The organism is Cupriavidus sp. GW823-FHT06D04, assembly GCF_058795055.1.
The window spans coordinates 92225-118775 of sequence record NZ_JBXAHL010000012.1 but is presented as its reverse complement, the minus strand read 5'-3'; the positions used below and the strand labels follow the sequence as shown (position 1 = coordinate 118775).

General features: G+C 69.1%; 22 protein-coding genes and 1 pseudogene. 9 read left to right on the top strand and 14 right to left on the bottom strand.

The annotated features are described in order from the left end of the window. Positions 1-154: 154 nt before the first annotated feature. Positions 155-775: an FMN-dependent NADH-azoreductase gene (locus tag AC1Q7H_RS17230; protein ID WP_013956575.1), complete on the bottom strand. Its 621-nt coding sequence runs from the start codon at positions 773-775 to the stop codon at positions 155-157. Between the two features lie 140 nt (positions 776-915). Here AC1Q7H_RS17230 and AC1Q7H_RS17225 point away from each other — a divergent pair, with 140 nt between their 5' ends. The 3 genes from AC1Q7H_RS17225 (at position 916) to AC1Q7H_RS17215 (ending at position 3156) form a co-directional block, all read left to right on the top strand. After that, on the top strand, positions 916-1863 hold the full coding sequence (locus tag AC1Q7H_RS17225) for a LysR family transcriptional regulator (protein ID WP_013956576.1): 948 nt from the start codon (positions 916-918) through the stop codon (positions 1861-1863). Positions 1864-2060: 197 nt separating this feature from the next. Continuing rightward, positions 2061-2480 (top strand): DoxX family protein, encoded by a 420-nt coding sequence (locus AC1Q7H_RS17220; protein WP_013956577.1) that lies wholly within the window; start codon positions 2061-2063, stop codon positions 2478-2480. 109 nt (positions 2481-2589) lie between these two features. Beyond that, positions 2590-3156: a DUF4136 domain-containing protein gene (locus AC1Q7H_RS17215; protein ID WP_316149361.1), complete on the top strand. Its 567-nt coding sequence runs from the start codon at positions 2590-2592 to the stop codon at positions 3154-3156. An 18-nt stretch (positions 3157-3174) separates the two neighbouring features. On the opposite strand, the gene AC1Q7H_RS17210 is transcribed toward AC1Q7H_RS17215, so the two are convergent. Both AC1Q7H_RS17210 and AC1Q7H_RS17205 read right to left on the bottom strand, forming a co-directional pair. Then, on the bottom strand, positions 3175-4194 hold the full coding sequence (locus AC1Q7H_RS17210; RefSeq protein WP_492381493.1) for an EAL domain-containing protein: 1020 nt from the start codon (positions 4192-4194) through the stop codon (positions 3175-3177). 37 nt (positions 4195-4231) lie between these two features. Next, positions 4232-4405: pseudogene (locus tag AC1Q7H_RS17205) on the bottom strand (response regulator); the annotation flags it as partial. Between the two features lie 253 nt (positions 4406-4658). Between AC1Q7H_RS17205 and AC1Q7H_RS17200 the strand changes: the two are divergent. Both AC1Q7H_RS17200 and AC1Q7H_RS17195 read left to right on the top strand, forming a co-directional pair. Continuing rightward, positions 4659-7940 (top strand): DNA translocase FtsK 4TM domain-containing protein, encoded by a 3282-nt coding sequence (locus tag AC1Q7H_RS17200; protein WP_492381504.1) that lies wholly within the window; start codon positions 4659-4661, stop codon positions 7938-7940. Between the two features lie 33 nt (positions 7941-7973). Continuing rightward, positions 7974-8309 (top strand): cupin domain-containing protein, encoded by a 336-nt coding sequence (locus tag AC1Q7H_RS17195; RefSeq protein WP_013956581.1) that lies wholly within the window; start codon positions 7974-7976, stop codon positions 8307-8309. A gap of 34 nt (positions 8310-8343) precedes the next feature. Here AC1Q7H_RS17195 and AC1Q7H_RS17190 read toward each other — a convergent pair whose 3' ends face one another. Genes AC1Q7H_RS17190 through AC1Q7H_RS17150 form a run of 9 tightly spaced genes read right to left on the bottom strand, consistent with a single transcriptional unit; the run spans position 8344 to position 18992 of the window. Then, positions 8344-9498: a CMD domain-containing protein gene (locus AC1Q7H_RS17190; RefSeq protein ID WP_153954813.1), complete on the bottom strand. Its 1155-nt coding sequence runs from the start codon at positions 9496-9498 to the stop codon at positions 8344-8346. A gap of 50 nt (positions 9499-9548) precedes the next feature. After that, entirely contained in the window at positions 9549-10859 is a 1311-nt protein-coding gene (locus AC1Q7H_RS17185; protein WP_013956583.1) for an acyl-CoA thioesterase/bile acid-CoA:amino acid N-acyltransferase family protein, read from the bottom strand. A gap of 11 nt (positions 10860-10870) precedes the next feature. Beyond that, entirely contained in the window at positions 10871-12451 is a 1581-nt protein-coding gene (locus AC1Q7H_RS17180; protein WP_013956584.1) for an ABC transporter substrate-binding protein, read from the bottom strand. Positions 12452-12503: 52 nt separating this feature from the next. Then, the gene (locus tag AC1Q7H_RS17175; RefSeq protein WP_249221261.1) at positions 12504-13571 is read right to left on the bottom strand and encodes an ABC transporter ATP-binding protein; all 1068 of its coding nucleotides are present in this window, start codon (positions 13569-13571) and stop codon (positions 12504-12506) included. Beyond that, the gene (locus AC1Q7H_RS17170) at positions 13568-14578 is read right to left on the bottom strand and encodes an ABC transporter ATP-binding protein (protein ID WP_492381492.1); all 1011 of its coding nucleotides are present in this window, start codon (positions 14576-14578) and stop codon (positions 13568-13570) included. Before AC1Q7H_RS17170 ends, AC1Q7H_RS17175 begins: the two co-directional genes overlap by 4 nt. Beyond that, the gene (locus AC1Q7H_RS17165; RefSeq protein WP_492381491.1) at positions 14575-15540 is read right to left on the bottom strand and encodes an ABC transporter permease; all 966 of its coding nucleotides are present in this window, start codon (positions 15538-15540) and stop codon (positions 14575-14577) included. The genes AC1Q7H_RS17170 and AC1Q7H_RS17165 overlap by 4 nt, the downstream gene beginning before the upstream one ends. After that, on the bottom strand, positions 15537-16544 hold the full coding sequence (locus tag AC1Q7H_RS17160) for an ABC transporter permease (protein ID WP_492381490.1): 1008 nt from the start codon (positions 16542-16544) through the stop codon (positions 15537-15539). Before AC1Q7H_RS17160 ends, AC1Q7H_RS17165 begins: the two co-directional genes overlap by 4 nt. Further along, positions 16541-17989 carry an NAD(P)-binding domain-containing protein gene (locus AC1Q7H_RS17155; protein ID WP_153954811.1) on the bottom strand — a complete coding sequence of 483 codons (1449 nt, stop codon included), beginning with the start codon at positions 17987-17989 and terminating at the stop codon, positions 16541-16543. The genes AC1Q7H_RS17160 and AC1Q7H_RS17155 overlap by 4 nt, the downstream gene beginning before the upstream one ends. Further along, positions 17982-18992, bottom strand: coding sequence for a LysR family transcriptional regulator (locus tag AC1Q7H_RS17150; RefSeq protein ID WP_013956590.1), 1011 nt, complete (start codon positions 18990-18992; stop codon positions 17982-17984). Before AC1Q7H_RS17150 ends, AC1Q7H_RS17155 begins: the two co-directional genes overlap by 8 nt. Positions 18993-19232: 240 nt before the next feature. Here AC1Q7H_RS17150 and AC1Q7H_RS17145 point away from each other — a divergent pair, with 240 nt between their 5' ends. Beyond that, positions 19233-20687 (top strand): ABC transporter permease/substrate-binding protein, encoded by a 1455-nt coding sequence (locus AC1Q7H_RS17145; RefSeq protein ID WP_153954837.1) that lies wholly within the window; start codon positions 19233-19235, stop codon positions 20685-20687. Here the strand turns inward: AC1Q7H_RS17145 and AC1Q7H_RS17140 are convergent. Continuing rightward, positions 20684-22102: an aminotransferase-like domain-containing protein gene (locus AC1Q7H_RS17140; RefSeq protein WP_013956592.1), complete on the bottom strand. Its 1419-nt coding sequence runs from the start codon at positions 22100-22102 to the stop codon at positions 20684-20686. The genes AC1Q7H_RS17145 and AC1Q7H_RS17140 overlap by 4 nt on opposite strands. A gap of 151 nt (positions 22103-22253) precedes the next feature. Here AC1Q7H_RS17140 and AC1Q7H_RS17135 point away from each other — a divergent pair, with 151 nt between their 5' ends. Genes AC1Q7H_RS17135 through AC1Q7H_RS17125 form a run of 3 tightly spaced genes read left to right on the top strand, consistent with a single transcriptional unit; the run spans position 22254 to position 25641 of the window. Continuing rightward, positions 22254-22439 (top strand): DUF2970 domain-containing protein, encoded by a 186-nt coding sequence (locus AC1Q7H_RS17135; RefSeq protein ID WP_010811552.1) that lies wholly within the window; start codon positions 22254-22256, stop codon positions 22437-22439. A 15-nt stretch (positions 22440-22454) separates the two neighbouring features. After that, a complete protein-coding gene (locus AC1Q7H_RS17130) occupies positions 22455-23789 on the top strand; it encodes a cytochrome c (protein ID WP_013956593.1) in 1335 nt (444 codons plus the stop codon). A 7-nt stretch (positions 23790-23796) separates the two neighbouring features. Continuing rightward, entirely contained in the window at positions 23797-25641 is a 1845-nt protein-coding gene (locus AC1Q7H_RS17125) for an NAD(P)/FAD-dependent oxidoreductase (RefSeq protein WP_153954810.1), read from the top strand. 7 nt (positions 25642-25648) lie between these two features. On the opposite strand, the gene yihG is transcribed toward AC1Q7H_RS17125, so the two are convergent. Then, complete coding sequence (yihG, locus tag AC1Q7H_RS17120) at positions 25649-26551, bottom strand: 1-acylglycerol-3-phosphate O-acyltransferase, YihG family (protein ID WP_035814968.1); 903 nt, start codon at positions 26549-26551, stop codon at positions 25649-25651.

Genomic DNA, 26551 nt, shown 5'->3' with positions numbered 1-26551 from the left:
GACTGCAGGCGGCGGGACAGCCGCGGGCAAATAGCCGGGGCCGGCGCGCCGCCCATGGCACGCGGGGCGCCGTAGCGCCCCGATCCATCATAGACCTGATCCGTCCGCGGGGCGAGCCGGCGCCGTCCTGCAGCGCCGGCCGGCCCTCGGGACCTCAGGCTGCCAGGCGGCCGGCGTCGTTCAGTGCCGCGATTTCGGTGCGGGCGCTGGCCAGGCCGGCTTCGCGGAACTGCGGACCCATGGCCAGGCCGTGGGCACGCACGTAGCTGATGTCGGTGATGCCCAGGAAGCGGAACACGATGTCGACGGTCTTTTCGTGCAGGTCCAGCTCATTGGCATCCTGGCGCACGCCACCGCGCGACGACACCACGATCACGCGCTTGCCGCCGGCCAGGCCCACCGGGCCGTTCTCCGTGTACTTGAAGGTGCGGCCAGCCTGCGCGATGCGGTCGATCCAGGCCTTGAGCTGGCTGGGGATGCTGAAGTTGTACTGCGGCACGCCCACCACCAGCACGTCGGCGGCCAGGAATTCGCCCAGCCATTGCTCGGTGCGCTGCAACTCGGCTTCCTGAACGGCGTTCAGGCCTTCCTTCGGGCCGCCCAGCACGGGCAGCAGGTTGCCGGACAGGTGCGCCGGAGCGTCCTGGTCCAGGTCGCGCACGGTGACCTGGGCGCCCGGGTTGGCGGCGACGAGGTCGGCTACCACGCTGGCGGTCAGGCTGCGCGAAACGGAGTTGTCGCCAAGGACGCTGGAATCGATCTGCAGGATGTTCATGTCTTTCTCCACAAGGGTGCGGTTGCGATGGATGAAAGATAGCGGCTGGCCATTGGTATCGGTAGTGAGGCAAAATGCAAATGATTGTTCTACCGGCGCAACGCCAGCCTGGCGGGCGCACGGTGATCCCGGAGCCATCCATGCAAGACCTCAACGACTTGTCCCTGTTTGCCCAGGTGGTCGAACACGGCAGTTTTTCCGCGGCCAGCCGCGCCTCCGGCGTGCCCAAGTCACGCCTGAGCCGGCGCATCGCCCAGCTGGAACGTGACCTGGGCGTGCAGCTGCTGCGTCGCACGACACGGCAGGTGCGCGTTACCCCGCTTGGCGAATCCTTCTACGAACGCTGCCGCGCCATGCTCAATGAGGCCAAGGCGGCCCGCGAGGTCATCGAGCAGGCGCGCGAGCAGCCCGGCGGCACGCTGCGCGTGAGCTGCCCGATCGCCATCGCCCAGATCCTGCTGGCGCCGGCCATCGGCCATTTCATGCGCGCCAACCCGGCGGTGCGCATCGAGCTGGAGACCACCAACCGGCGCGTGGACGTGATCGGCGAAGGCTTCGACCTGGCGCTGCGCGTGCGCGAGTCCATGGAGGACTCCAGCCTGGCGGTGCGCACCTTCGGTGAAAGCCAGGTGATGCTGGTGGCCAGCCCCGCGCTGCTGGACAGCATCGGCCGCCCGCGCACGCCGCAGGCGCTGGATGGCATGCCCGGCGTGGGCCAGCCGCCCCACGACGGCAAGCATGTCTGGAACCTGCGCTGCAAGACCAGCGACTCGATCCAGATTGCCTATGAACCGCGCCTGGTCACCGAAGACTTCGTACTGCTACGCGAGGCGGCGATCGCCGGCGCGGGCGTGGCCATGCTGCCGCGGATGTATTGCCGTGATGCGCTGGAAAGCGGCGAGCTGGAACTGGTGTTGCCGCAGTACGACATGCCGGTCGGCACGCTGCATGCGGTTTTTCCGTCGCGCAAGGGCGTGACGCCTGCCACCCGGCGCTTTCTCGACTTCCTTGGCGAGGTCCTGCCCGAATGCGCATACAAGGCCGGCATGCTTGAACCGCGCCAGCCGGCCATGCACCGGGTGGTGTAGCGCAAGCCTCCCGGATGCGGCGCGGCGGGATTGGCGAGGTGGTGTGCCGGTCGCATGCCGGCCAGACGGCAGCCTCGTATTTGCGGCTTTACCTTCACGCCGCCTCGCACTAAGGTACAGGGGCGAGCCTCGCGCGTGAGGGTAAAGGCGCTTGGCTTCAACAACCAACTCGACAGACAACGGCAAGGAGAACGGCCATGGGTGGCTCTCAGGGTTCCCAGGACTTGGGCAAGGCGCTGCTGCGCATCGTGCTTGGCGTGCTGATCCTGATGCACGGCATCGCCAAGCTGACCGGTGCGTCCGGAATGGGCTTTGTGGCGAAGGTGGTCGCCGACGCCGGGTTGCCGGCATGGCTGACCTACGGCGTCTACATTGGGGAAGTCATAGCCCCGATCCTGCTGATCATCGGGCTGTGGAGCCGCCTGGCGGCGCTGATCGTTGCGCTCAACATGCTGTTTGCGGTAGCGCTGGTGCATACCAAGCAGCTCGGCATGCTGGCCGATACCGGCGGCTGGGCGCTTGAGTTGCAGGGGATGTTCCTGGGCGCGGCGCTGGCGGTGGCCCTGCTGGGGGCGGGCCGGCTCAGCGTGGGCGGCATCAATGGCAAGATGAATTAGCCCGTCGGGTCAGATGGCGTACGCTGCGCCGGCGTTCCGGCGCCGGTGGCGCGTGTGCGTGCCTGCATGGCTGCATGTGCGCGCTGCCGCGGACTCATGGAGATGTATCGTGAAACCCTTCCGGCAGCTCTTTCCGGTTGTGGCCGCGGCGCTGGTCCTGTCAGGCTGCGCCAGCGTGCCCGACATCAAGACCGACTACAACCGCAGCACGGATTTCAGCGTCTATCGCAGCTTCGGCTTTGTCGAGCACCTTGGCACCGACCGCCAGGGCTATGAAAGCCTGACCACTCAGTACTTCAAGTCTGCCGTGCAGCGGGAACTGACCGCACGCGGCTACCGCTATGCGGCGCAGTCGCCGGACTTGCTGGTCAACTTCAATGCCCGGCTGCAGGAGAAGGTCCAGGTCAGCCCGGCGCCGACGCCGATGATGGGCTACTACGGATATCGCGGCGGGCTGTATGCGCCGTGGCCGGGCTACGGCTTCTATAACGACGTCTATACCTACACCGAAGGCACGGTCAACATCGACCTGGTCGACCGGCGCCAGATGAAGCTGGTCTGGGAAGGCGTGGCGGTGGGCAGCGTGGACACCAGCGACAAGGCCAGCGCCCAGCAGCGCATCGACAAGACCGTGACGCAGATCTTTGCCAAGTATCCGTTCCGGGCCGGGCAGTAGCGCCGGCTCCGGGCCATGTCAGGCTGCCGGCGGCGTGGTTGCTGCCCGGTCGATGGCATCCGCGACGAAGACCTCGGCCGGCTTGGGCGCGGACCACAGGTAGCCCTGGCCCAGCGGGCAGCGCAGCGCCAGCAGCGCTGCCCGCTGCGTGTCGGTCTCGACGCCTTCGGCCACACACTCCAGGCCCAGCTCGCGCGCCAGGTTGATCATGTTGCGGCAGAAGGCGGCACGCTGGCCATGCCCATCGACATCGACAACGAACGACCGGTCGAGCTTCAGCTGCGTGAAAGGCAGGCCCGCCAGCAGCTTGAGCGTGGCGATGCTAACGCCGAAATCGTCGATTGCCACGCCGTAGCCCAGCAGCCGCAAGTGGTTCAGCGCGACCGACAGGGCCAGCGTATCGGGCACCGGACTGCCCTCGGTCAACTCCACCGTCAGCGCCTGCCGCGGCACGCCGCTGGCGGCCACCAGGGCATCAGACGCCTCCAGCACGCCCGGCCGGCACAGGGCTTGCGCCGACGCATTGATGCCCAGCGCAATGTGGATGCCGGCTGCGCGCAGCCGCTGCTGCGCTGCCAGGCACTGGCGGGTCACAAAGAAGAACACCGGGTCGGCCGCATCCAGTGCTTCGAGCCGTGGGATAAAGAGGTCGGGCTGTACCAGGCCGTGCTCGGGATGGCGCCAGCGCACCAGCGCCTCGGCGCCGGCCCGCCGGCCGCTTGCAATGTCGTGCTGGGGCTGCAGCATGACCAGCAGGTCCGTGCCTGACTGGGTGGCGGCGAGCAGTTCCGCGTCGTCGGGTGACCACGCCGGCGGGGCGGACTCGCCCGCGGGCTGGCGCACCAGCGCATCGGCCAGGATCTCTTCCACCGCATCGCGCGACAGCGGCTTGCGCAGCGCGTGCACGCGCGGGATGCCGGCGGCGTGCGCCAGGCCGCGGTTTGAATCCAGGATGTCCTCCGCCAGCGCCGTCACCCAGACCCACATTGGCGCCGCCCCGGCAAAGGCATGCTGCCCCGCGCCGGTGCAACTCGGCAATCAGTTCGGGGCCGTTGCCGCCAGGCATCTCGATGTCGCAGAGCACGATGTCGAACGGTTCGCGTGCAAGGATCTCGGCCGCTTGCGTCCCGTTTTCAGTGCAGACCGGGGTCTGCACGCCCAGATGCCGCAGCAGTCCCTCGGCCGCGACGCGCTGGAACGGATGGTCTTCGACGACAAGAACGCGCAGCCTGGCGTAGCGGATCGGCATGGGGGAGGGGGGAGGCGGCGGGCCGCCTGGAGTGCAATTCGATCGGGGGTTGCCGCATGGTAGCGCGGCGCCGCTGCGCCAACCAACGGATGGCGCAAAGTCTGCCGCCGCTGGCATCCGGAACCGCACAGGGATCGAGCGCAATCGCCCCGGAAACACGCTGCGTTACGAATATTTGCGCTTTCCGATTCAATCGCCGCCTGCCATAACCGCTACAATCGCTGCCCGTAGTTTTGAACATGGCATGTCGATAATGGGTTTTGGCTGGTTCGGATTTTCGACTTTCTGGATAGTGCCGCTGGTCTGGCGGCTGGTGACGCGCTGGCTCGCCGGCGAGCGCCGGCTGGCAGGGCCCGGCTCATTGCGCGTCTGGCTCGGCACGCTCGCCGTGCTGTGCGCGAGCGCCTGCCTGGAAGCGCTGACCAGTGGCACCGATCCGGACTCGAGCGCCGGCGGTTCGGCCGGCCGCGCGCTGGCCGGCATGATGGGCAACCTGTTCGGCTGGACCGGTGCCTTGCTGTTGATGCTGGGCGTGCTGGCGCTGGCCGCGCCGATGGTGTTCGGCGAAACCTGGCGCAGCCTGTTCGCGCGCAAGCCGCGCCGCGGCGCCGCGCCCGACGCGGCGCCGGAAGAGCCGCCGGTTTCCTTTGCGCCCACCCAGCCGCTGCGCGAGGCAGAGCGCTGGGAGCCGCCGTCGGCAGGCAACCCCGGCTGGACTGCGCCCGCCACGCGCCATCGCAGCTTTGAGGCGGTCTCGGCGCGCCGCCAGCCCGCCTGGCAACCGCCGCGTCGCACGCGTGAATCCCCGCCGCAGCCGGGCGAGATCTGGCTGCACCATGCCGAGTCGCCGAACGCGGTCAAGCCGACGCGCAGCGCGCCGCCCGCACCTGCCGCACCGGCACCGGCACCGGCACCGGCACCGCGCCCTGCCCAGCCGGCGGCACGCAAGCCGGCCGCGACGGCAGCCCCTTCACCGGCTTCAGCGCCGCGGCCGGCGCAGCCTCTGCGCGGCACGGTGGTAAGCAGCCCGTTCCGCCAACCGCAGCCCCTGGTGCGTTCGGCGATTACGACGCTGCCTGAGGCTTCCGGCAAGGGCATCGCCGCGGCCGCTGCTTCAGTCACCGTAGCTGCCGCCGTATCCGCGCCGGCCGAAGCCGCCGCCGCTGCGCCGGCGGCCACTGGCGCCACGCAAGCCGTGGCCGCTCCCGCGCAGCCGGTTATCAGCCCGGAACCTGAGGTAGTGGCAGTGCCCGAAGCGCCTGCCATGGAACCAGTGTCCGCAGACACCGATATCGTTGGCGATATTGCGCCGGAAGCAGTGCCGGCCGAAGCCGACGAAGCCACGCTTGCCGCGATCCGGCAGGAAGCCCTTGACCTGCTGGCCGAGTTGCAGGCGCTGGCCGGCAAGCCGGTAGTGCCGCAAGCGGCTGCGCCGGAACCGCAACAACTGGAAGCGGCTGCGCCGGATTCAGCGCCGAATATTGCCGACGACGCAGAACCGCAAGCACTGTCTACCGTCACCCTGCCAGCCGAAGCCGAAGCCGAAGCCGAAGCCGAAGCCGAAGCCGAAGCCGAAGCCGAAGCCGAAGCCGGGAGCGGAGATCACGTCGTTGTTATTGGGGAACCCGAAGCGCTGGCCACAGCCGAGCCCGAATTGGATGTCACCGGCGCCGAGGCCGTAGCCCAGGCCGTGGCAAGCTCCGCGATGGAAGAGGGCAGCACTCTCGATGCCAGCACCCAGGCACCCGCGGAGGACAACGAAACGGACGGATTGATGGACGGCAACGGCCTGATCGCCGAGGAGGCGGAAGCGGATGCGGCCGAGCCTGCTGAGGCAGCAGAACCGCCTGAAGCGACTGAAGCCCCGGAAGTCCCGGAAGTCCCGGAAGTCCCTGAGCCCGCTGAGGCGCCTGAACTGAACCAGGCTCCGGTCCCGGCCGCCAAGCCGCGCATCGTGCTGCCCGCCGTGGTCGGCCGCACCGTGCCGCTGGCTGCCGCCCAGCCGGCGCCCGTGCCGGTGCCGGTTGCGCCGCCGCCTTCGCGCCCCTTCGTCGACTACCGCCTGCCACCGGCCGAACTGCTGGAGACCGGGGTCGACAGCGCAGAACAGGTGTCGGAAGAACGCCTGCGCGAAACCGGCGAGCTGATCGCCCAGCGGCTGGCCGAGTTCAAGGTGCCAGTCGCCGTGGTCGGCGCCGGTGCCGGCCCGGTGATCACCCGCTTCGAGGTCGAGCCTGCCATGGGCGTGCGCGGCGCCCAGGTGGTCGGGCTGATGAAGGACCTGGCGCGCGCGCTGGGCGTGACCTCGATCCGCGTCGTCGAGACCATTCCCGGCAAGACCTGCATGGGGCTGGAGCTGCCCAATGCGCGCCGGCAGATGATCCGGTTGTCGGAGATCGTCAACGCGGCCTCGTTCCAGGCGCACCATTCGCGGCTGGTGCTGGCCATGGGCAAGGACATCACCGGCAATCCGGTGGTGACCGACCTGGCCCGCGCGCCGCACCTGCTGGTGGCCGGCACCACCGGCTCGGGCAAGTCGGTGGCGGTTAACGCCATGATCCTGTCGATGCTGTACAAGGCCACGCCCGAAGACGTGCGCCTGATCATGATCGACCCCAAGATGCTGGAATTGTCGGTCTATGAGGGCATCCCGCACCTGCTGGCGCCGGTGGTCACCGACATGAAGCAGGCCGCGCACGCGCTCAACTGGTGCGTCGGCGAGATGGAAAAGCGCTACAAGCTGATGTCCGCGCTGGGCGTACGCAACCTGGCCGGCTACAACCAGAAGATCCGCGCCGCGGAGGCCGCCGAGCGCAAAGTGCCGAACCCGTTCTCGCTGACGCCGGAGGCGCCCGAGCCACTGTCGCGCCTGCCGATGATCGTGGTGGTGATCGACGAACTGGCCGACCTGATGATGGTCGCCGGCAAGAAGATCGAGGAACTAATCGCGCGCCTGGCGCAGAAGGCGCGCGCCGCCGGCATCCACCTGATCCTGGCCACGCAGCGCCCCTCGGTGGACGTGATTACCGGCCTGATCAAGGCCAATATCCCGACGCGCGTGGCGTTCCAGGTCTCGTCCAAGATCGATTCGCGCACCATCCTTGACCAGATGGGCGCCGAGAGCCTGCTCGGCCAGGGCGACATGCTGTTCCTGCCGCCTGGCACCGGCTATCCGCAGCGCGTGCATGGCGCCTTTGTTGCCGACGACGAAGTGCACCGCGTGGTGGAACACTGGAAGCAGTTCGGCGAGCCGGACTACGATGAAACCATCCTTGCCGGCGACCCTGCCGAGGCCGGCAGCACCGACCTGTTCGGCGACAGCGGCGGCGACGGCGAGGCCGACCCGCTCTACGACGAAGCCGCCAGCTTTGTGCTGACCAGCCGCCGCGCCTCGATCTCCGCCGTGCAGCGCCAGCTGCGCATCGGCTACAACCGCGCGGCACGCCTGATCGAGCAGATGGAGGTGGCCGGGCTGGTGTCGCCGATGGGCCGCAATGGCGCACGCGATGTACTGGCGCCCGGGCCGGGCAACTGACAGGCCCCGCAACCACGACTTCCAGGAGGCAGCATGCAGCCTGAACACGGAAACCTGCTGGCGGACGTCCCGGCCGGCGCGGTGCAGGAGTGCTTCCAGCCGCTGCTGGAACGGCCCGGGTTGCGGATCGAGCGCATCGTCTCCAACGGGCAGGCCAGTCCCGAAGGCTTCTGGTACGACAGTGCTGAGGCGGAATGGGTGCTGCTGGTCAGCGGCAGCGCCGCCATCGAGATCGAAGGCCAGTCCGGCCAGCATCCCATGAAGCCGGGTGACTGGCTGCACCTTCCCGCCCACTGCCGCCACCGGGTGGCGTGGACCGATGCTAGCCAGCCCAGTGTCTGGCTGGCGGTGCATCACAACGCGGGCTGAGCGCCCGCGTGCGTTGTGGCTGGCGCCTGACCGCCTACTCCCCGGATTGCTCCGGAAACACTGGCTCGCCGAGGTTTAGCATCAGCCGGTTCGCCCAGGCAAAGATGGCGACCGAGTGGATCAGGTCCAGGATCTCCGCATCCGTGACGCCCGCTTCCCGCAACGGCTTGAGCTGCTCGGCAGTGACTTCGGCGGGCTGTTCGGTCAGTTCGATCGAGAACTTCGCGATTGCCTGCTCGCGCGCAGTCATGCCGGCGGTATGGGGATCGTCGAACACCTGGCGGATCACCTCGTTGCGCTTGGCCAGCTGCTCAAAGCGCTGGGCATGGACTGACGCGCAGTAGACGCAGCCATTGATGCGGGACACCACCGTGCTGGCCAGTTCGCGTTCGGCGCGCGGCATGCCACCCGGGGCGTACATGATGGCGTTGAAGGCGGTGGAGCGCTGGCGCAGGATCTCGGGCTGGTGCACGAGGAACAGGTAGTAGTCCGATACCTTGGCCTTGGGGTGGCTCTCCTCCAACACCGCGACCTGCTCGGGCGTGGCGCTGTCGACGGATACCACGTCCAGCCAGGCCTTCCAGTCCAGCACTTCGTTAGTGAAGCCATGCGCGCGGATCGGGCTCTGCAGCAGGGTGCCGGCCGTGGCGGGCACGGTAGTGATCGCTGGGGTGCCTGCGCCCAGTGCCTGCATCGCCTTGAGTCCGGCGACCAGGCGCACCTGGTAGGACAGGAAGGCGATCAGTTGCGCCAGCGTTACCACGTCGGGCGTGGCAAGGCCGGCGGCGGGCAGGGTCTTCAGCGCGGCCTGGTCGCCTTCCACGGGGCGTTCACTCAGCGTGCGGGTGAAGGCCAGGATGGCGCGCAGGCGCGCGTCGGCGAGCGTGTCGGGGTCGCCCTGCTGGGCGAGGGTGACCAGCGCGGCGTCGGCCTCGATGGCCTGCAGGCGGGCGCGGTAGTGGGCCACCAGATCGGCGGCGCCGGCCAGGCGGGCGGCGTAGAGCGCGATCAGCAGGCGCTCGGCTAGGGTCAGGCCAGGCAGGGCAGGATCGAACAGCCCGTTGTAGCTGCCCTGGGTGGAGGCAACCACCTTGTCGCGTGCGTGACGCAGCGTGTGGATGGCGGAGCCGGCGGCTAGGCCGGCGACCTGGTCGACCACGTCAGTGGCGGCAGCGTTGGCTTGGGTCATTTGAAGACTCCCGGAGTGTCGAAGGATTCGTTGTCGTGCTGGCGCAGCCGTCAGTTCCCGGCGGTTTGCTTGCGCGCGGCCACTGCCCGCGCCAGGAATGCGCGGACCCCGCGCCAGGATGCCTCGTCGGCACCGGCATTGGCCTCGGGCGTGCCGCCAGTAGTGCTGATACGGCGCGATACCGGATGCGCGTAGACCGCTTGCGTGGTGGGCACGTAGGGAAAGAGGATGGCATGGCCGGCATGCTCGAAGTCGAGGTGCTCGACCGGATACGGATGGCCGGTCTCGGTTAGCTTGTCGGTGACCATGCGCGAATACAGGCTGGACGGCCACGAGCCGTCGTCGGTGCCGGACAGCAGCATCACCGGCCCGTGGATGTGCTCGACCCGGATGCGGGCGCGCGCCACGGCCTCGGCATTCTTCAGCGCGGTGAGGATGGCGCGCTCGTGCCGGTGCGGCGCCGGGCCTTCGTCGAACGGTGCCCAGCTGGCGTCGGGGTTGTTCTCCCACACATGCGGCAGCGGCTTGTCATGGTGCAGCCAGGCTGCGCCCTCACGGCCGATGGCCGGGTCGGCGGCATTCTGGGCGCTATGCACCACCGCGCCCGGCACGTAGCCGACCACCGCCGACACCAGATCGGGAAAGGTCGCACCCAGCAGCAGTACCAGCTCCCCGCCGCGCGACTGGCCGGACAGGGCGACAAAGCCATGCGCCGGACGCAGCTCGCGATGCATCCATTGCAGGCCGCGCTCGAAGTATTCCAGCGGCGTGTTGGAGATATAGTCCGACAGGCCCGGCGCCTTGAAGTAGCCCAGCGCCAGCGCGGCATAGCCATGCGAGGCATAGAGCGCGGCGCGCGGTTCGTTGATGCCGCCGCCGGACCCGTTGAGCACCATCACCGCCGGGTGCGGCCCGGCGCCAGGCGGGCGGTACAGCGTGCCGACCAGCCCGTCCACGCGGATGTCTTCGCGCACCACGCCCGGTGCGGCGAGGCGCTGCACCAGCTCGCTGCGAGCCTCGCCGCCGGCGGCCGTGACGGTAATCTCGGTCACCAGCGGCCGGATTGCGTCGGTGTGGAACAGCTCGCGGCTGTCCGATGCCACCGGCCGCTGCGCCCACAGCAAGCCCATGGGCGCCACGCCGTCGTAGCTGCCGCGCACTGGCGCATCGCGCTCCAGGTCCACGCTGCCGTCGCCTGCGGCAATGAAGTCGGCCTGGCTGGCCCAGGCGACGTCGCGGCCGCGTACGGTGCGCGTGCTGACGGCCACGGTCTCGCCGGGCCGCAGGCCGGTGATGGCGATGCGGCGCGGCGCGTCGATGAGCGCATCGGCCGGGGTGATGTCAAGGGTTGGGGCGGTCATCACGGCCATGCTCACTTGCCCGTCCGCGTCACCATCATGGCGGCGGTGCGGTCGCTGGTCATCGGCGTTACCTTCAGGCCCTTCTTTGCCGCCCAGATATTCTGGTAGTGGTACAGCGGCACCACGCCGACGTCGTCGGACACCAGCTTGACCGAGCGGCGCAGGATCGTTTCGCGCTTGGCCGCGTCGAACTCGGCGGTGGATTCCTCCAGTGCGCGGTCTACGGCCGGGTTGCTGTAGTGGCCCCAGTTGGAGGCGCCCAGGCCCTTCTTGGCGTCCACGGTGGCCAGCACGTTGACCAGCGCATAGCTGGCCTCGCCGGTGCCGTTGCCCCAGGCCAGCATGCTGACCGCGTACTCGTTCTTGTTGGCACGGCCGGAGTAGACCGACCAGGGCACCACTTCCACCTGGGTCTTCACGCCCACGCGGGTCCAGAACTGCGCCACGGCCTGCGCCGTTTCCGGGCCCTGCGGGTAGCGGTCGTTGGGGGCATGGATGGTCAGCCTGAAGCCGTCGGGAAAGCCGGCCTCGGCCAGCAGTTTTTTGGCCTGCGCGGGGTCATAGGCGATGTCCTTGACCTCGGGGTTGTAGCCAAAAGTGCCCTTGGGCATCCACTGGTTGGCTACGGTGGCGGTGTTCTGCAGGATACGGCCCACCACGGCCTCGCGGTTGATGGCCAGCGACAGCGCCCGGCGCACGCGCACGTCAAGCAGCGGGTTCTTGTCCAGCGGCTTGCCGGCGTTGTCGGTGATGTAGGGGTTGGGGCCAGGCTTGAAGCTCGGTTGCAGCAGCATCACGCGCAGGCCGTTGTAGGGAAACACGCTGACGGTGGGCGATTGCTTGAGCTTGGCGAGGTCGGACACCGAGACCTTGTCGATCACGTCCACGTCGCCGGACAGCAGCGCTGCCGTGCGCGCCGGGCCGTTGTTGATGTAGCGGTAATTGACCTGTTGCCAGATCGCCTTGGCGCCCCAGTAGCCGTCATTGCGCGCCATGATCACACGGTCGCCCGGGGTGTAAGAGATGAACTTGTACGGGCCGGTGCCCACCACCGCGCGGCCCGCGTTGTAATCGTCGGTATTGGCCTTGTCGCCCACGTGCTTGCTGACGATATGCACCGAGGCCAGGTTCAGCGGCAGGTCGGGGTTGGCGATGTTGGTCTTGACCAGCAGCGTGTACGGGTCCTTGGCGGTGGCGGATTCGATGGTGCGCAGGTAGCCCGAGAACGAGGCCACACTACCCGGCACGTTGCGTGCGCGCTGGTAGGAGAAGACCACGTCCTCGGCGGTGAAGGGCTTGCCATCCTGCCACTTGACGTCGCGGCGCAGCTTGAATTCCCAGGTCTTGTCGTCCAGCGCCTTCCACGACAGCGCCAGCCCCGGCTGCAGCTTGTTGTCCTTGTTTTCGATCAGCAGGTCCCAGAAGTGCAGGTCCACCGAGCGGTCGCCGGCGTGGTTGTTCAGCTGGGGGTCCAGCGACGACAACGGGTCGGCAAAGCCGATCGTTAGCGACTGCGCGGAAGCCACCGCCGCGGCGGCGCAAAGCACGGCGGCCACGGTGGCGCGCAAGGAGAAGGACGGCGAGCGATTCATGGGGCGATTCCTCGGGGCGGTTTCTGGGATGAAAGGGGCTATACGGTGAGCGTCAGCCTTCGTTGAGATGGCAGGCGCTCAGATGGTTGACGGCGATGCCGCGCAACCTGGGCGGCTCCACCGCGCAGCGCGCCATGGCATGCGGGCAGCGCGGGTGGAAGTGGCAGCCGGCCGGTGGCGCCAGCGGGCTGGGGATCTCGCCGCGGATGGCGGTGAAGGTCTTGTGGCGGGCATCCAGGCGCGGGATTTCGGCCAGCAGCGCCTGCGTGTAGGGGTGGTTGGGGCGGCGGAAGATCTCCGTGGTCGGCGCGCTTTCCACCACGCGGCCCAGGTACATGATCATCACGCGGTCAGAGATATGTTCGACCACGCCCAGGTCGTGGCTGATGAACAGGTAGCTCAGGCCCAACTGCTCGCGCAGGTCCATGAACAGGTTCAGCACCTGGGCCTGGATCGACACGTCCAGCGCTGCCACGGCCTCGTCGCACACCAGCAGCTCGGGCTGCACCGCCAGCGCACGGGCAATGCCGATGCGCTGGCGCTGGCCGCCGCTGAACTGGTGGGGGTAGCGCTGGCGCAGGCTCGGGTCCAATCCGGCGCGCTGCAACTGCGCGCTGACGTAGTCGTCGAAGCCGGCCGCATCCACCAGCCCTTGCAGGCGCGCGCCCTCGCCGACGATGCGGTCCACGCGCAGGCGCGGGTTCAGGCTGGCGTAGGGGTCCTGGAACACCATCTGGATCTTCAGGCGCAGTGCCTGCCGCCCGGCGCGGTCCAGGCTGGCGGGGCTGCGGCCGTCGATGTGGATCTCGCCGGAGGAGGGGTCGAGCAGGCCCGCGATCATGCGCCCCAGGGTGGACTTGCCGCAGCCCGATTCGCCCACCAGCCCGAGCACTTCGCCGTGCTTCAGGTCGAGGTCGACGCCGTCCACGGCGTGGGTGACGCGCTCGGGTTCGGACCAGCCCAGGCGCTCCAGCGCCCGGCCGATGCGTCCCGGCTTGCGCTCGCCGAAGCGCTTGGCCAGCGCGCGGGCGGACACCAGCGGCGGCCTGCCGCCTTCTGCTGCCGCCGGTACGGCTTGCGCGTGGCCGGTGTGGGCCGGATGCAATTGGCTGACGGTCATGCCGGCTCCATGCTGACGGCCAGCTGGCCGGGGTGGAAGCAGCGCACCTGGCGCCGCGGCGCGGGGGTAGTGATGGCCGGCGCTGCGCCGCACACGGCGCTGGCGCGCGGGCAGCGCGCGGCAAAGGCGCAGCCGGGCGGCAGGGCGGCCAGGTCGGGAGTCATGCCGGGAATCTGCCGCAGCCGCTGGCCGCGCTGGTTCAGGCTCGGCAGGCTCGCGATCAGGCCGGCGGTGTAGGGGTGCAGCGGGTGGTCCAGCACGTCGTCCACCGGGCCTTGCTCGACGATGCGGCCGGCGTACATCACCGCGACCTCGTCGGCGAGGCCCGCCACCACGGACAGGTCGTGCGTGATCCAGATCAGCGCAGTGCCGTGCTGGCGCGCCAGTGTCTGTACCTCCGAGAGGATCTGGGCCTGGATGGTGACATCCAGCGCGGTGGTGGGTTCGTCGGCGATGATCAGGTCGGGCCGGTGCAGCATGGCGGTAGCAATCGCCACGCGCTGGCGCATGCCGCCGGAAAGCTGGTGCGGGTAGGCCAGCAGCCGTTCGTCCGGGCTCGGGATGCCCATCATGCCTAGGGTGTCGCGGGCCAGTTCACGCGCTTGCTTGTGGCTGGCCTTGCTGTGCGCGCGCACCGCCTCTATCATCTGCGCATCGATCCGCATCACCGGGTTCAGCGTCATCATCGGATCCTGGAAGATCATGGCGATGCGGTTGCCCTGCAGCTGGCGCAACTCGGCCGGGCGCATGCGCGTCAGCTCGCGGCCCTGGAACAGGATTTCGCCGCCGGCGATGTGACCGGGCGCATCCACCAGCCCCATGATGGAGAAGCCGGTGACCGACTTGCCCGAGCCGGATTCGCCCACCAGCCCCAGGATGCGGCCGCGCGGCACGGCAAACGAGACATCGTCCACCGCCCGCAGCACGCCGTTGCGGGTGTCGAAATGAGTGCGCAAGTGGCGCACTTCCAGCGTGGGGATATCGGGTAGCGTGGCGGGCGCGTTCATTTCTGCAGCCTCGGATTGAGGACGTCGCGCAGGCGGTCGCCCACCAGGTTGATGGCCACCACGGTCAGCAGCAGCGCAATGCCCGGGAAAAAGCTGATCCAGTATTCGTCGGACAGCATGAACTGGTAGCCATTGGCGATCAGCAGGCCGAGCGAGGGCTCGGTGACCGGCACGCCCAGGCCGAGAAAGGACAGCGTGGCCTCCAGCGTGATCGCGCGCGCCACCTGCAGCGAGCCGATCACGATCAGCGGCGGCATGCAGTTGGGCAGGATGTGCCCGACCACGATGCGCCAGTGCGCGATACCCTGGCCGCGCGCGGCCTCGACGTATTCGCGCCGGCTCTCCACGAGGGCCTGGGCGCGGGCCGTGCGGGCATAGTAGGCCCACTCCAGGATCACCAGCGTCAGCACCACGTTGCCCACGCCCTTGCCCAGGAAGGCCAGGATCATCATCGCCACCAGGATGGACGGGAAGGACAGGAGCAGGTCCACGGTGCGCATGATCAGGCTGTCCACGCGCCCGCCGGCATAGGCCGCGAGCAGCCCCAGCAGCGTGCCGAGCACGCCGGCGAGCGCCGCCGAGCCGACGCCCACCAGCAGGCTGATGCGAAGCCCGTAAATGATGCCGGACAGGATGTCGCGGCCCTGGCCGTCGGTGCCCAGCCAGTAGCTGTAGGTGCCGGCACCGTTGGCGGTGCCAGGCGCCAGGCGCGCGTCCAGCACATCCAGTTGCAGCAGGTCATAGGGGTTCTGCGGCGTGAGCCACGGCGCCAGCAGCGCGGTGAACACCAGCAGCACCAGCACCACCAGCCCGAACACGGCGGTGCGCGAGGCGAGGAAGTCAGCCACCACGCGGCGCCACGGCGCTTCGCGCCGTAACGCGGGCGCGGCGGGCGCGGCGGGCGCGGCGGGCGGCGCGAAGGCTTCGGCTGCCACTGCGCTGGTCTTGTCGCTGGCGTTCATGCCGCACCCTCCAGCCGCACGCGCGGATCGAGCAGTTTGTAGAGCACGTCGACGATCAGGTTCAGCGTGACGAACAGGCACACCACGACCACCAGGTAGGAGACGATCACCGGCCGGTCGAGCGCGTTGATGCTGTCCAGGATCAGCTTGCCGGCGCCGGGCCAGGCGAAGATGTTCTCGGTCACCACCGCGAACGCGATGGTGGAGCCGAACTCCAGGCCCAGCACCGTCACCAGCGGGATCATGGTGTTGCGCAGCACGTGGCCGAGCACCACGCGCAGCGGCGACAGGCCCTTGGCGCGCGCGAACCTGACCCAGTCCTGCGGCAATACCTCGCGCACGCCGGCGCGCGTCAGGCGCAGCACCAGCGAGACCTTGAACAAGGACAGGTTGATGGCCGGCAGGATCATGTGGCGCAGCCCGTCGGCGGTCAGCCAGGACCACGGCACGCCCAGCCATTCCGTGGTGGCGCCGCGCCCGCCCGAAGGCAGCCAGCCCAGCCGCACGCTGAAGGCCATGATCAGCATCAGGCCGACCCAGAAGGTGGGCAGCGAGAAGCCGACGATGCTGCCGGTCATCAGCACGCGCGACAGCGGGTGCTCGGGATACAGACCGGCGAACAGCCCGAGCGGCACGCCCACCAGCACGGCCAGCAGCAGCGCCGCCACCGCCAGCTCCAGCGTGGCCGGCATGCGCTGCAGGATCAGCTGGATCGCCGGCACGTTATAGACAAAGCTGTTGCCCAGGTTGCCGTGCAGCGCGCCGTTCAGGAAACCGAGGTACTGGCGCCACAGCGGCTGGTCCAGCCCGAGCGCGGCGATGATGCGCGCGCGGTCGACCTGGTCCACGTCCTGGCCAATCAGGATGTCGACCGGATTGCCGATGGCATGCAGGCCGGCGAAGACGATCACCGTCATCACCAGCACCACCGCCGCCGCCTGCAGCAGGCGGCGCAGCAGCCAGCGCCAGGGCCAGCGGGTGACGGCGCCTCTTATCGCCCTCATGGCGCCGGCGTCCATTCGTCGCCGAACACTTCGGGCTCGGCATAGGCTTCCAGGTTGGCGTAGTGGATCTCCACGTCTTCCTGGTACAGCAGCCCGGCGATCCCCTGGCCCAGCCGGCGCGCGCCGTCGCTGATGGCCGGGATGTCGCCCGACACCGTGCCGTGCGACAGCGCGGCCGGATAGCAGAAGCAGTGGATGCGCGACAGCCCGGGGCAGGCGCCGGGCGTCTTCTCGAGGAACTCGAAGGCCGGGCCCAGGTCCGGCGAGTCGTCCAGCTCCTGGTCTTCCTGGCCGGGGCGGGGTGTGTAGCGGTCGCGCCAGTAGCGGATTTGCGGGGCGAAGGCGGCGAACTCGGGCCGGGTGTCCAGGGCGATGCGGAAACCGGTGGAGAAGATCAGGAAGTCCAGCTCGAACACGCCCTTGGGCGTGAGCACGCGCAGGCCGTCGCCATGCGGCTCGATCGCTTCGATCGGGCAGCCCAGGTGGAAGCGCGCATTGGCATGGCGCGAGACCCGCAGAGTGCTGCCGCGCGGCGGCGGCACCTGCTGCGCGTTGATGTAATGGCGGATGCGCCATTTCCATTCATCGGACAGCATGGTGTGGCCGTGGACCAGGCCGGGATTGCCCGCGCCCTTGCCCTTGTTGACGCGCGGGATGTCGGCGCGGCGGATCAGCATCTCCACGCAGGCGGCGCCGGCTTCCAGCGCGGTCGCCGCGCTGTCCATGGCCGAAGCGCCTGCGCCGACCACGCCCACGCGCTTGCCGCGCAGCGTGGCGTAGTCCATTTCGTCGGACGAATGCGCCCACAGTTGGCGCGGCAGTTTGCTCGCCACCGGCGGCAGGTAGGCGCCGCCCAGGCCGTCGCGGCCGGTGGCCAGCACCACGCGGCGCGCCAGTACGGTCTGCGGGCCGTCCGGGGTCTGCATCGACAGCGCGACCAGTCCGTCCGGGCGCGGCACGATGGCATCGACCTGGTGTTCGTTGCGAATATCCAGCGCCAGCACCTGGCGGTACCAGCGCAGGTAGTCCATCCACTGCAGCCGCGGGATCTTGTCCAGCGCCTCCCAGGCGGCCGTGCCAAACTGGGCTTCGAACCAGGCGCGGAAAGTCAGCGCCGACAGGCCCAGCGCGGGGCCGGTCAGTTGCTTGGGCGAACGCAGCGTTTCCATGCGCGCGGTGGTGGCCCACGGGCCTTCGAAGCCGGCCGGGGAACGGTCGAAGGCGCGCACGCGGATGCCGAGATGCGTCAGGGTGGCGCTGGCTGCCAGCCCGGCCATGCCGCCGCCGATGACAGCGACGTCCAGGATTTCCTGGCCATCCTGGGTGCGCTGGACGGTCCAGCCCTTGGCTGGCAGTTCCAGCCATGACAGGTCCTGGCGCAGGCGCGCTTCCAGCGCGGCGAGGCCGGCGGCGGGGGTAGGGGCGGAGGCGGATAGGTCAGTCATGGCTTGGAAGTCCGGCATCTTGTGAGAGCGTGTCAGCGTCGTCGCTGGCATCGCCATAGAGCGACTGCAGCAGCGCGCCGTGTTCGGCGGGCTCGCGCCGCACCAGGTCGGGCAACAGTTCGGCGGCGGCGTCGGCCACGGCCTGCACCAGCCCCAGCACCGCGGTGCTGGCCGGGCGGGCCTGCGGCGTGATCACGCCGAAGAAAAAGGGAATATCGGCATCGATGGCCCGCACGGCGATATCGGTCAGCGGCAGCCCGCGCGCGGTCACGGGTTCCAGCACGGCGATGCCCAGCCCCGCGCGCACCAGCGTGAGCGCGCTGATCGAGGTATTGGTGTCGATCACGCCCGCTTCAGGCACGCCGGCGCCGGCAAGCGCCCGGTCGACGCGGCGGCGCAGCCGGTAAGGGTTCTGCATGGTGACGATGCGGCGGCCGCGGCAGTCCTGCAGGGCGATGGCAGGCTGCGCCGCCAGTGGGTCGTCGGCACGCACGGCAGCCACGCAGGCTGACTGGCCAATCCAGTGCACGGTCACGCCGCGGTGTTCCAGCGGCAGGCTGTTCAGGCCGATATCGGCCGCGCCGGTCAGCACCGCATGCACCACTTGTTCCGGCGACAGGTTCTGCACCGATACCCGCTCCGGTGCGCACAGCCCGCGTTCGAAGGCCAGCGCCAGGGCCGGCGGCAGCAAGCCGGCTGCCAGCGCCGGGGTCGCGGCAATGCGCAGGGGCCGGCCATCGCCGCGCGCCAGGGCCGCGGCGCGTGTGCGGATCTGCTGCATGCCGGCCAGCGTCTGCTCGACCTCGTCGTAGAGCAGGAAGCCTTGCTCGGTCGGGCTGACGCGCGGGCCGCTGCGGGTGAACAGGGCAAAGCCCAGTTCGGCTTCCAGTTCCTGGATCAGTCGCGTAATGGCGGGCTGCGAGCGGCCCAGCAGCCGCCCGGCAGCGGTGACACTGCCAGTGGTGACCACTGCGGCGAAGGCTTCCAATTGCCGGATTTCCATGGGGGCGCGCTTGGAAAGAATGTGTTTTCTGGATTCTGATGCCTTCATCATGCAAATGACAAATACTATTTCTGGATAAGGACATGCGCCAGCTATGATGTAGCGATGCCGGGCGCACACCGGCCCCCTATCGGGACAGACGTTTTGGCTTGGATCCGTAGCAGTCGGGAGATCGGGAGAACTGGGCGCCCGCTGTGGCAGGCAGTGGTGTGGGTGCTGGCTGCCGCACTCGCGGGCGCCATGCCGGCGCGCGCGGCAGATCCGCTGCGCGTCGGCTCCAAGCGCTTCACCGAGTCATACATCCTTGGCGAACTGCTGACCCAGGCCGCGGGGCCGCCCGGCGCCGCTCAACACCAGCCAGGCCTGGGCAATACCGCGATCGTCTTCGAGGCGCTGAAGGCCGGCAGCATCGACCTCTATCCCGACTACACCGGCACGCTCGCCGCCGAGATCCTGAAACTGCCCCCCGGAGCCGGGCTCGATGCCATCCAGCGCGCGCTGGCGCCGATGGGGCTGGGCGCGGCAATTCCGCTTGGTTTTGAGAACACCTATGCGCTGGCCGTGTCCGATGCCCGCGCCGGCGCGCTGCGCCGGCTGAGCGATCTCGCCGCGCAGCCCCAGCTCAGGCTCGGCCTGTCCCATGAGTTCCTGGGGCGCGCCGACGGCTGGCCGGGGCTGGCCAGCCGCTACGGGCTGCCGCAACGCCCGGTCGGGCTGGACCATGGCGTTGCCTACGAGGCCTTGGCCGCGGGGCAGGTCGATGCCATCGACATCTATTCCACCGACGCCAAGATCCGCAAGTACAAGCTGCGCGTGCTGGAAGACGACCGGCATTACTTCCCGCGCTACGACGCGGTGGTGGTCTACCGCCTTGACGTACCGAAGCGTTTCCCGCAGGCCTGGCAAGCGTTGGAGCGGCTGGCCGGGCGCGTCAGCGCCGACGACATGAGCGCCATGAACGCGGCGGCGGAGATCGATGGCCAGTCATTCGACGCGATCGCGCGCGCGTTCCTGGCCGGCACTGCAGGGCAAAAGGCAACGCATGACGGTGCCGAGCCGCGCGGCCGGCTGGCTGCCGCGCTGTTCGGGCCCGACACCACGCGCCTGGCGCGGCGCCATGTCGGCCTGGTGGCGGGGGCGGTCGGCGCCGCCACGCTGGTCGGCGTACCGCTGGGGATGCTGGCGGCGCGGCGGCGCCGCACCGGACAGGCTGTGCTGGGCGTGGTCAACGTGCTGCAGACGGTACCGTCGCTGGCGCTGCTGGCGATGCTGATCCCGCTGCTGGGCCGCATCGGCGTCTGGCCGGCCATGGTGGCGCTGTTTCTCTATGCCTTGCTGCCGATCGTGCGCAACACCACGACCGGGCTGGAGCAGGTGCCGCAGGGCATGCGCGATGCGGGGCGGGCGCTCGGGTTGCGCGGCGGACAGGTGCTGCGCTACGTGGAGCTGCCGCTGGCCTTGCCGGTGCTTCTGGCGGGCATCAAGACCGCGGCCATCATCAGCGTGGGCACGGCGACGATCGCGGCCTTTGTCGGCGCGGGTGGCTTTGGCGAGCGCATTGCCACCGGGCTGGCGCTCAACGACACGGCGCTGCTGCTGGCCGGCGCAATCCCGGCGGCCATGCTGGCACTGGTGGTACAGGCAGCGTTCGAGACCCTGGAGTGGGCGCTGCGCCGCCATCGCGATGCGCGCTAGCTGCCTTGCTGCTGCGCGATGAGCCGCCCAAGGGTGGCGATGGCGGCCTCGGCCTCATCGCTCCACAGGTGCCCGTAGTTGAGCCGGATGCAGTTGCGGTATCCCTGCCGCGCAGAGAAGATCGGACCCGGCGCTATGCCGATGCCTGCCTCCAGTGCGGCATGGTGCAATGCCAGCGCATCGAAGCCGGGTGCAAACTCGACCCACAGGAAGTAACCACCGTCTGGGCGCGACACGCGCACATCTTCCGGGAAATGCTGGCCGATGGCATCGATCATGCGGCCCTGCTGCATCTCCAGCACATGGCGCAGCTTGCGCAGGTGCTTGTCGTAGCCGCCATGCTGCAGGTATTCGGCCAGCGCCACCTGCGTGGGCACGCCGGCCGACAGCGTGGTCATCAGCTTGAGCCGTTGGATGGCCTCGCCAAAGCGGCCCGGCGCCACCCAGCCGATGCGGAAGCCCGGCGCCAGCGTCTTCGAGAACGAACTGCAGTGCATCACCAGCCCTTGCGTGTCGAAGGCCTTGGCCGGCAGCGGGCAGCGGTTGCCGAAGTAGAGCTCGCCATAGACGTCGTCCTCGATCAGCGGCACCTGGTGGCGCGCCAGCAAGGCCACCAGCGCTTTCTTCTTGTCTTCCGACATGCTGGCGCCGAGCGGATTCTGGAACTGCGTCATGAACCAGCACGCCTTGACCGGGTGGCGCGACAGCGCGGCATCGAGCGCGCCCAGGTCGATGCCTTCGGCGGGGTCGACCGGGATCTCCACGGCCTTGAGCCGCAGCCGCTCCAGTGCCTGCAGCGAGGCATAGAAGCCGGGCGATTCGATCGCCACCACGTCGCCCGGCTGCGTCACCGCCATCAGGCACAGGTTGAGCGCCTCGAGCGCGCCGTTGGTGACGATCAGGTCCTCGGCCGGCTGCGGGGCGCCGGCGCCCAGGTAGCGCAGCGCGATCTGGCGGCGCAGCGCGGTGTTGCCCGGCGGCAGGTCGTTGACCGAGTACCACGGGTCGAGTGCGCGGCCGGCGCGCGCCAGCGACTTGCCCAGCCGCTCCCACGGGAACAGCTCGGGCGAGGGAAAGGCCGAGCCAAACTGCACCAGCTCGCGGTCACGCGCGCCTTCCAGCACGGCGAAGACCAGCTTGGAGATGTCGACCTGCGTCGACACCTGGCGCGATGGCCGCGCCTGCGGCTGGGGCAGCTCGCGCCGCGCCGGTCCCGCCACGTAGTAGCCGGAGCGCTCGCGCGCCCGCACCAGCCCGCGCTCTTCCAGCCGGTAATAGGCCTGGAAGGCGGTCGAGGGGCTGACGCCATACTGGGCCACGGTCTTGCGGATCGACGGCAGGCGCGTGCCCGGCGGCAGGCTGCCGTTGCGGATATCAGCGGCCAGGGTCTCGGCAAGGGCTTCGTAGCGTTTCATGGCGGGTTGGCGGGGGCGGGGCGGTTGAGCGCATTATCTCCCGGGCAGGCAAACTGATACGTAAATTTTCCTGTTATCTGATGCTGTTATGGCTGGCGCGGACGGCCCATAATCGGCACTCGTACACAAAGGCGTTGTGCAAGGAGATGCCATGAACCCGTTGAGGCTGTTGCGGACCGTGCTGTGGGGCTTCTTTGGCCTGCGCCAGGGGCAGGAGCACCAGCGCGACCTGGACACCTTGCGCCCGGTGCCGCTGATCCTGACCGGCGTGGCCGTCGCCGCCGGGCTGGTGGTGTGCCTGGTGCTTGCGGCAAACTGGGCGGTGTCGGCTGCCTGACCTGAATCTGCTCCCATGCTTCTCCTGCCCCAAGGACCTGGTATCGCCACAGCCCGTGCGCTGCGCAAGCTGGCCTGCCTGACGCTGGCGATGCTGCTGCCCGTGGGCATGGCGCTGGCCGCCACCGACACGCAACAGATCGAACGCGGCCGCTACCTGGCGCGCATCGCCAACTGCGCCGCCTGCCATACCAGCGAAGGCGGCAAGCCATTCGCCGGCGGGCTGCCGATCCGCACGGCGGTCGGCACGATCCATTCGACCAATATCACGCCCGATGCCGGCAGCGGCATCGGCGCCTATACGCTGGCCGAGTTCGACCGCGCCTTGCGGTACGGCGTGGCGCGCGACGGCAAACGCCTCTATCCGGCGATGCCGTATCCCTCGTACGCACGCATGCGCGCCGAGGACGTGGCGGCGCTGTACGCCTACCTGCGTGCCGAGGTGGCGCCGGTCACCCAGCGCAACCCCGCACCGCAGATGCGTTGGCCGTTCAGCATGCGCAGCCTGCTGGCGGTGTGGAACGTCCTGTTCGTTGATGACGACCCGGTCCGCACCGACCCCGCGCGCGGCGCAGCCTGGAACCGCGGCGCCTACCTGGTGCAGGCGGTGGCGCACTGCGGCGCCTGCCATACGCCGCGCGGCAACCTGTTTGCCGAGAAGGGGCTGGACGAGCGCAGCCGCCATTTCCTGTCCGGGGCGAGCGTGGAGGGCTGGTCCGCCACCAACCTGACCGGTGACCAGGTCACCGGCCTGGGCGCGTGGTCGCGCGCGGACATCGCCGAGTTCCTGCGCACCGGGCGCAACGGGCACGCAACCTCGTTCGGTCCGATGTCCACGGTGGTCTCCACTGCCACCCAGTACATGAGCGCGCCCGACCTCGATGCCGTCGCCGCCTACCTGAAGTCCCTGCCCGGTGCGCGGGGCGAGGACAAGCCGTTCCGGCACGATGCCGCCACCGCGCAGCAACTGCAGCAGGGCCGCTTCGATGTGCCCGGTGCGCGCCAGTACGCGGTGTTCTGCATGCCTTGCCATGGCGCCGACGGCAAGGGCTTTGCCCGCGTGTTCCCGCCGCTGGCCGGCAACCCGACCGTCGCCGATCCCGATCCGGCCTCGCTGGTGAACCTGTTGCTCGACGGCGCCGTGACCGCGCGTGTGGGCACCGCGCCGGCGGATTACCACATGCCCGGCTATGGCTGGACGCTGGACGACCAGGAACTGGCCAATGTGCTGACCTTTATCCGCGGCAGCTGGGGCAACCGCGCCGCGCCGGTGCCGGAAGCCGCTGTGGCGGCACGGCGCAAGGCGCTGGCCGCGCAGCGCCCGGCCGCGGCAGGCGACGCATCCCGATGAGCACCCGATGACGATTACGCGCAGAGACTTCCTCAACGGCACCGCCCTGACCATTGCCGCCGGCCTTGCGCCCGTGCAGTTGCTGCACGCGCAGCAGGGTGGGGCAGGCGTGGCATACCCGCCCGCGCTGACCGGCCTGCGCGGCAACCATCCCGGCACCTACACGCTGGCGCACAGCCTGGCGCGCGAGGGCGCGAAATACCCGGTCGTGCTGGCACATGAGGCCTTCGACCTGGTGGTCGTCGGCGGTGGCCTGAGCGGGCTGGCGGCGGCGTGGTTCTACCGGCGCCGCTTCGGCGCCAACCGCCGCATCCTGATCCTGGACAACCACGACGATTTCGGCGGCCATGCCAAGCGCAATGAGTTCACGGTGCGCGGCCAGCGGCTGGTGACCTTTGGCGGCAGCGCCGAGATGCCGGCAAGCGCTGCCGGCGACGCCGCGGTGCGCGAACTGCTGGCAGGGATCGGGCTCGACGCCACGCGCGCGCCTGGCACGGCGCCCGCGGATCCCTATGCCGCGCTCGGCCTGGGCCGCGCCGTGTTCTTCGATGCCGAGCATTTCGGGCGCGACCAGTGGGTCGCGGGCGATCCGTTCGGCGAGCTGATCGATGTTCGCAGCGGGCAGCAGACCGGTGGCCCGGATGCGGCTGCCCTGTCGCGCTTCCTGGACAGCGCGCCTCTGCCTGCGGCGGACCGCGCCGCTCTGGCGCGGCTGGCCGCGGGCACCACCGATTACCTGCCGGCGTTGTCCGGCGCCGAGCGAGCGGCAGCGCTGCGCGCCATGCGTTACGCAAGTTTTCTGCGTGACAAGGCCGGCATCGGCCTGGCCGGGCAACGCTTCCTGCGCAGCCGCAGCAACGATGCCTATGCGCTGGATGCCGATGGGATCTCCGTTGCCGACGCTATTGCCATCGGTCTGCCTGCCGGCGCCAACATGCCCGCGCCGGCGGGAAACCTGCGGCTTGGCAAGTCGCCGGCTTCGCGCCTGTGGTTTCCGGATGGCAATGCCTCGCTGGCGCGGCTACTGGTGCAGAGCCTGATCCCTGGCGTGGCGTCGTTCGCCCGGCCGGCCGATGTGGTGTCGGCCGCGTTCGACTACAGCCGCCTGGACCGCGACGGGCAGCCGGTGCGCCTGCGCCTGAACAGCACCGCGATCGCGGTCGAGCCCGACGGCAATATCACGCGCGTGACTTATGGATTCAGCGGCAATCTGCACCGCGTCGAGGCGCGCCACGTGGTGCTGGCCGGCTACAACATGATGATCCCGTACCTGCTGCCGTCGCTGCCGGCGAAGCAGAAGGAGATGCTGCACAACGAGGCCAAGGCGCCGCTGGTCTACACCAAGGTGGCGCTGGACCACTGGCAGGCGTTCGCGACGCTGCGCACGCGCCGCATCCACGCGCCGGCCATGGCCTATACCGACCTGTGGCTGGAACCGCCGGCGGGCAAACATCCCTCCGATCCCGCGGTGCTGCATATGCTCTATGTGCCGACCGTGCCTGACAGCGGCATGCAGGCGCGCGACCGCTTCCGCGCGGGCCGTGCCTTGCTGCTCGGCACGCCCTTCGACACGTTGGAACGCGACATCCGTGCGCAGTTGGACCGCATGCTCGGCCACAAAGGCTTTGCTTCGAAGGACGTGATCCGCGGCATCACCGTCAACCGCTGGGCACACGGATACAGCTATATGCCCGACAGCCTGGCGGGTGAGAACGTGGCGCCCGACGCGGCGTGGCCGGGGCTGGCCGGCGTGGGCAATATCAGCATCGCGAACAGCGACAACGCCGGCAGCCCTTCGCTGACCGCGGCGGTGGGGCAGGGAAAGCGGGCAGTCGACCGCCTGCCCGGGTAGCGAGACTTCAGCCGGCACGCGGCGGCATCAGCGCATCGATCTCTGCATCCTTGGCTTCCCACTGGCGTGCCAGCCAGTTGTGGAATTCCCTGCGGAAGGCCTTGTCGCTACCGTAATCAGCCTCGCAGAAGGCCGGCGGCACCGGCAATTGCCGCATGCGCACCAGCACCGGGCCGGCGCGCCCGCAGGCCAGGTCCCAGAAGCCTGGCGCGCCTTCCGGATACACGATGCTGACGTCGATCAGCGAGCGGAACTTGTTGCCCATCGCATTCAGTGCCACCGCCAGTCCGCCGGCCTTGGGCTTGAGCAGATGGCGGTACGGAGAGTCCTGGGCCGCGCGCTTGGCCTCGGTAAAGCGGGTGCCTTCGGCAAACACCATCACGCTGGTCGGCACCAGCGAAAACTTCGCGCAGGCGCGCTTCGCCGTTTCCTGGTCCTGGCGCTGCAACGCCGGATTGCGCCGCAGTTGCGCCTTGCCATGGCGCTTCATGAACGGAAAGTCCAGCGCCCACCACGCCAGCCCGATCACCGGCACATAGATCAGCTGTTGCTTCAGGAAAAACTTCAGCAGCGGGATGCGCCGGTTCAGCGAGCGCTGCAGCACGAAGATATCCGCCCACGACTGATGGTTGCAGTTCACCAGGTACCAGTCGGCATAGCGCAGCCCCTCATTGCCCTGGACATCCCACGGCTCGCGCTGGATCCACGCGAACCAGCCGGTGTTGCCGGAGATCCAGGCGGTCGCGATGCCGTTGAGCAGCGGATCGATGCGCCGCCTGACGGCGGCAAACGGCAGCGCCAGCTTCAGCAGCGCCAGCGGAAACAGCAGCGCGCACCAGAACAGCGTGCTTGCAATCAGCAGAGTCCAGCTGAGAATCCCGGTGATCCAGGCGAAGCGGCCGCGCGGCAC

Coding starts and splice junctions, on each gene's coding strand:
- AC1Q7H_RS17230 (WP_013956575.1), bottom strand. CDS start 775: ATGAACATCCTGCAGATCGATTCCAGCGTCCTTGGCGACAACTCCGTT.
- AC1Q7H_RS17225 (WP_013956576.1), top strand. CDS start 916: ATGCAAGACCTCAACGACTTGTCCCTGTTTGCCCAGGTGGTCGAACAC.
- AC1Q7H_RS17220 (WP_013956577.1), top strand. CDS start 2,061: ATGGGTGGCTCTCAGGGTTCCCAGGACTTGGGCAAGGCGCTGCTGCGC.
- AC1Q7H_RS17200 (WP_492381504.1), top strand. CDS start 4,659: ATGGGTTTTGGCTGGTTCGGATTTTCGACTTTCTGGATAGTGCCGCTG.
- AC1Q7H_RS17195 (WP_013956581.1), top strand. CDS start 7,974: ATGCAGCCTGAACACGGAAACCTGCTGGCGGACGTCCCGGCCGGCGCG.
- AC1Q7H_RS17190 (WP_153954813.1), bottom strand. CDS start 9,498: ATGACCCAAGCCAACGCTGCCGCCACTGACGTGGTCGACCAGGTCGCC.
- AC1Q7H_RS17185 (WP_013956583.1), bottom strand. CDS start 10,859: ATGACCGCCCCAACCCTTGACATCACCCCGGCCGATGCGCTCATCGAC.
- AC1Q7H_RS17180 (WP_013956584.1), bottom strand. CDS start 12,451: ATGAATCGCTCGCCGTCCTTCTCCTTGCGCGCCACCGTGGCCGCCGTG.
- AC1Q7H_RS17175 (WP_249221261.1), bottom strand. CDS start 13,571: ATGACCGTCAGCCAATTGCATCCGGCCCACACCGGCCACGCGCAAGCC.
- AC1Q7H_RS17170 (WP_492381492.1), bottom strand. CDS start 14,578: ATGAACGCGCCCGCCACGCTACCCGATATCCCCACGCTGGAAGTGCGC.
- AC1Q7H_RS17165 (WP_492381491.1), bottom strand. CDS start 15,540: ATGAACGCCAGCGACAAGACCAGCGCAGTGGCAGCCGAAGCCTTCGCG.
- AC1Q7H_RS17160 (WP_492381490.1), bottom strand. CDS start 16,544: ATGAGGGCGATAAGAGGCGCCGTCACCCGCTGGCCCTGGCGCTGGCTG.
- AC1Q7H_RS17155 (WP_153954811.1), bottom strand. CDS start 17,989: ATGACTGACCTATCCGCCTCCGCCCCTACCCCCGCCGCCGGCCTCGCC.
- AC1Q7H_RS17150 (WP_013956590.1), bottom strand. CDS start 18,992: ATGGAAATCCGGCAATTGGAAGCCTTCGCCGCAGTGGTCACCACTGGC.
- AC1Q7H_RS17145 (WP_153954837.1), top strand. CDS start 19,233: ATGCCGGCGCGCGCGGCAGATCCGCTGCGCGTCGGCTCCAAGCGCTTC.
- AC1Q7H_RS17140 (WP_013956592.1), bottom strand. CDS start 22,102: ATGAAACGCTACGAAGCCCTTGCCGAGACCCTGGCCGCTGATATCCGC.
- AC1Q7H_RS17135 (WP_010811552.1), top strand. CDS start 22,254: ATGAACCCGTTGAGGCTGTTGCGGACCGTGCTGTGGGGCTTCTTTGGC.
- AC1Q7H_RS17130 (WP_013956593.1), top strand. CDS start 22,455: ATGCTTCTCCTGCCCCAAGGACCTGGTATCGCCACAGCCCGTGCGCTG.
- AC1Q7H_RS17125 (WP_153954810.1), top strand. CDS start 23,797: ATGACGATTACGCGCAGAGACTTCCTCAACGGCACCGCCCTGACCATT.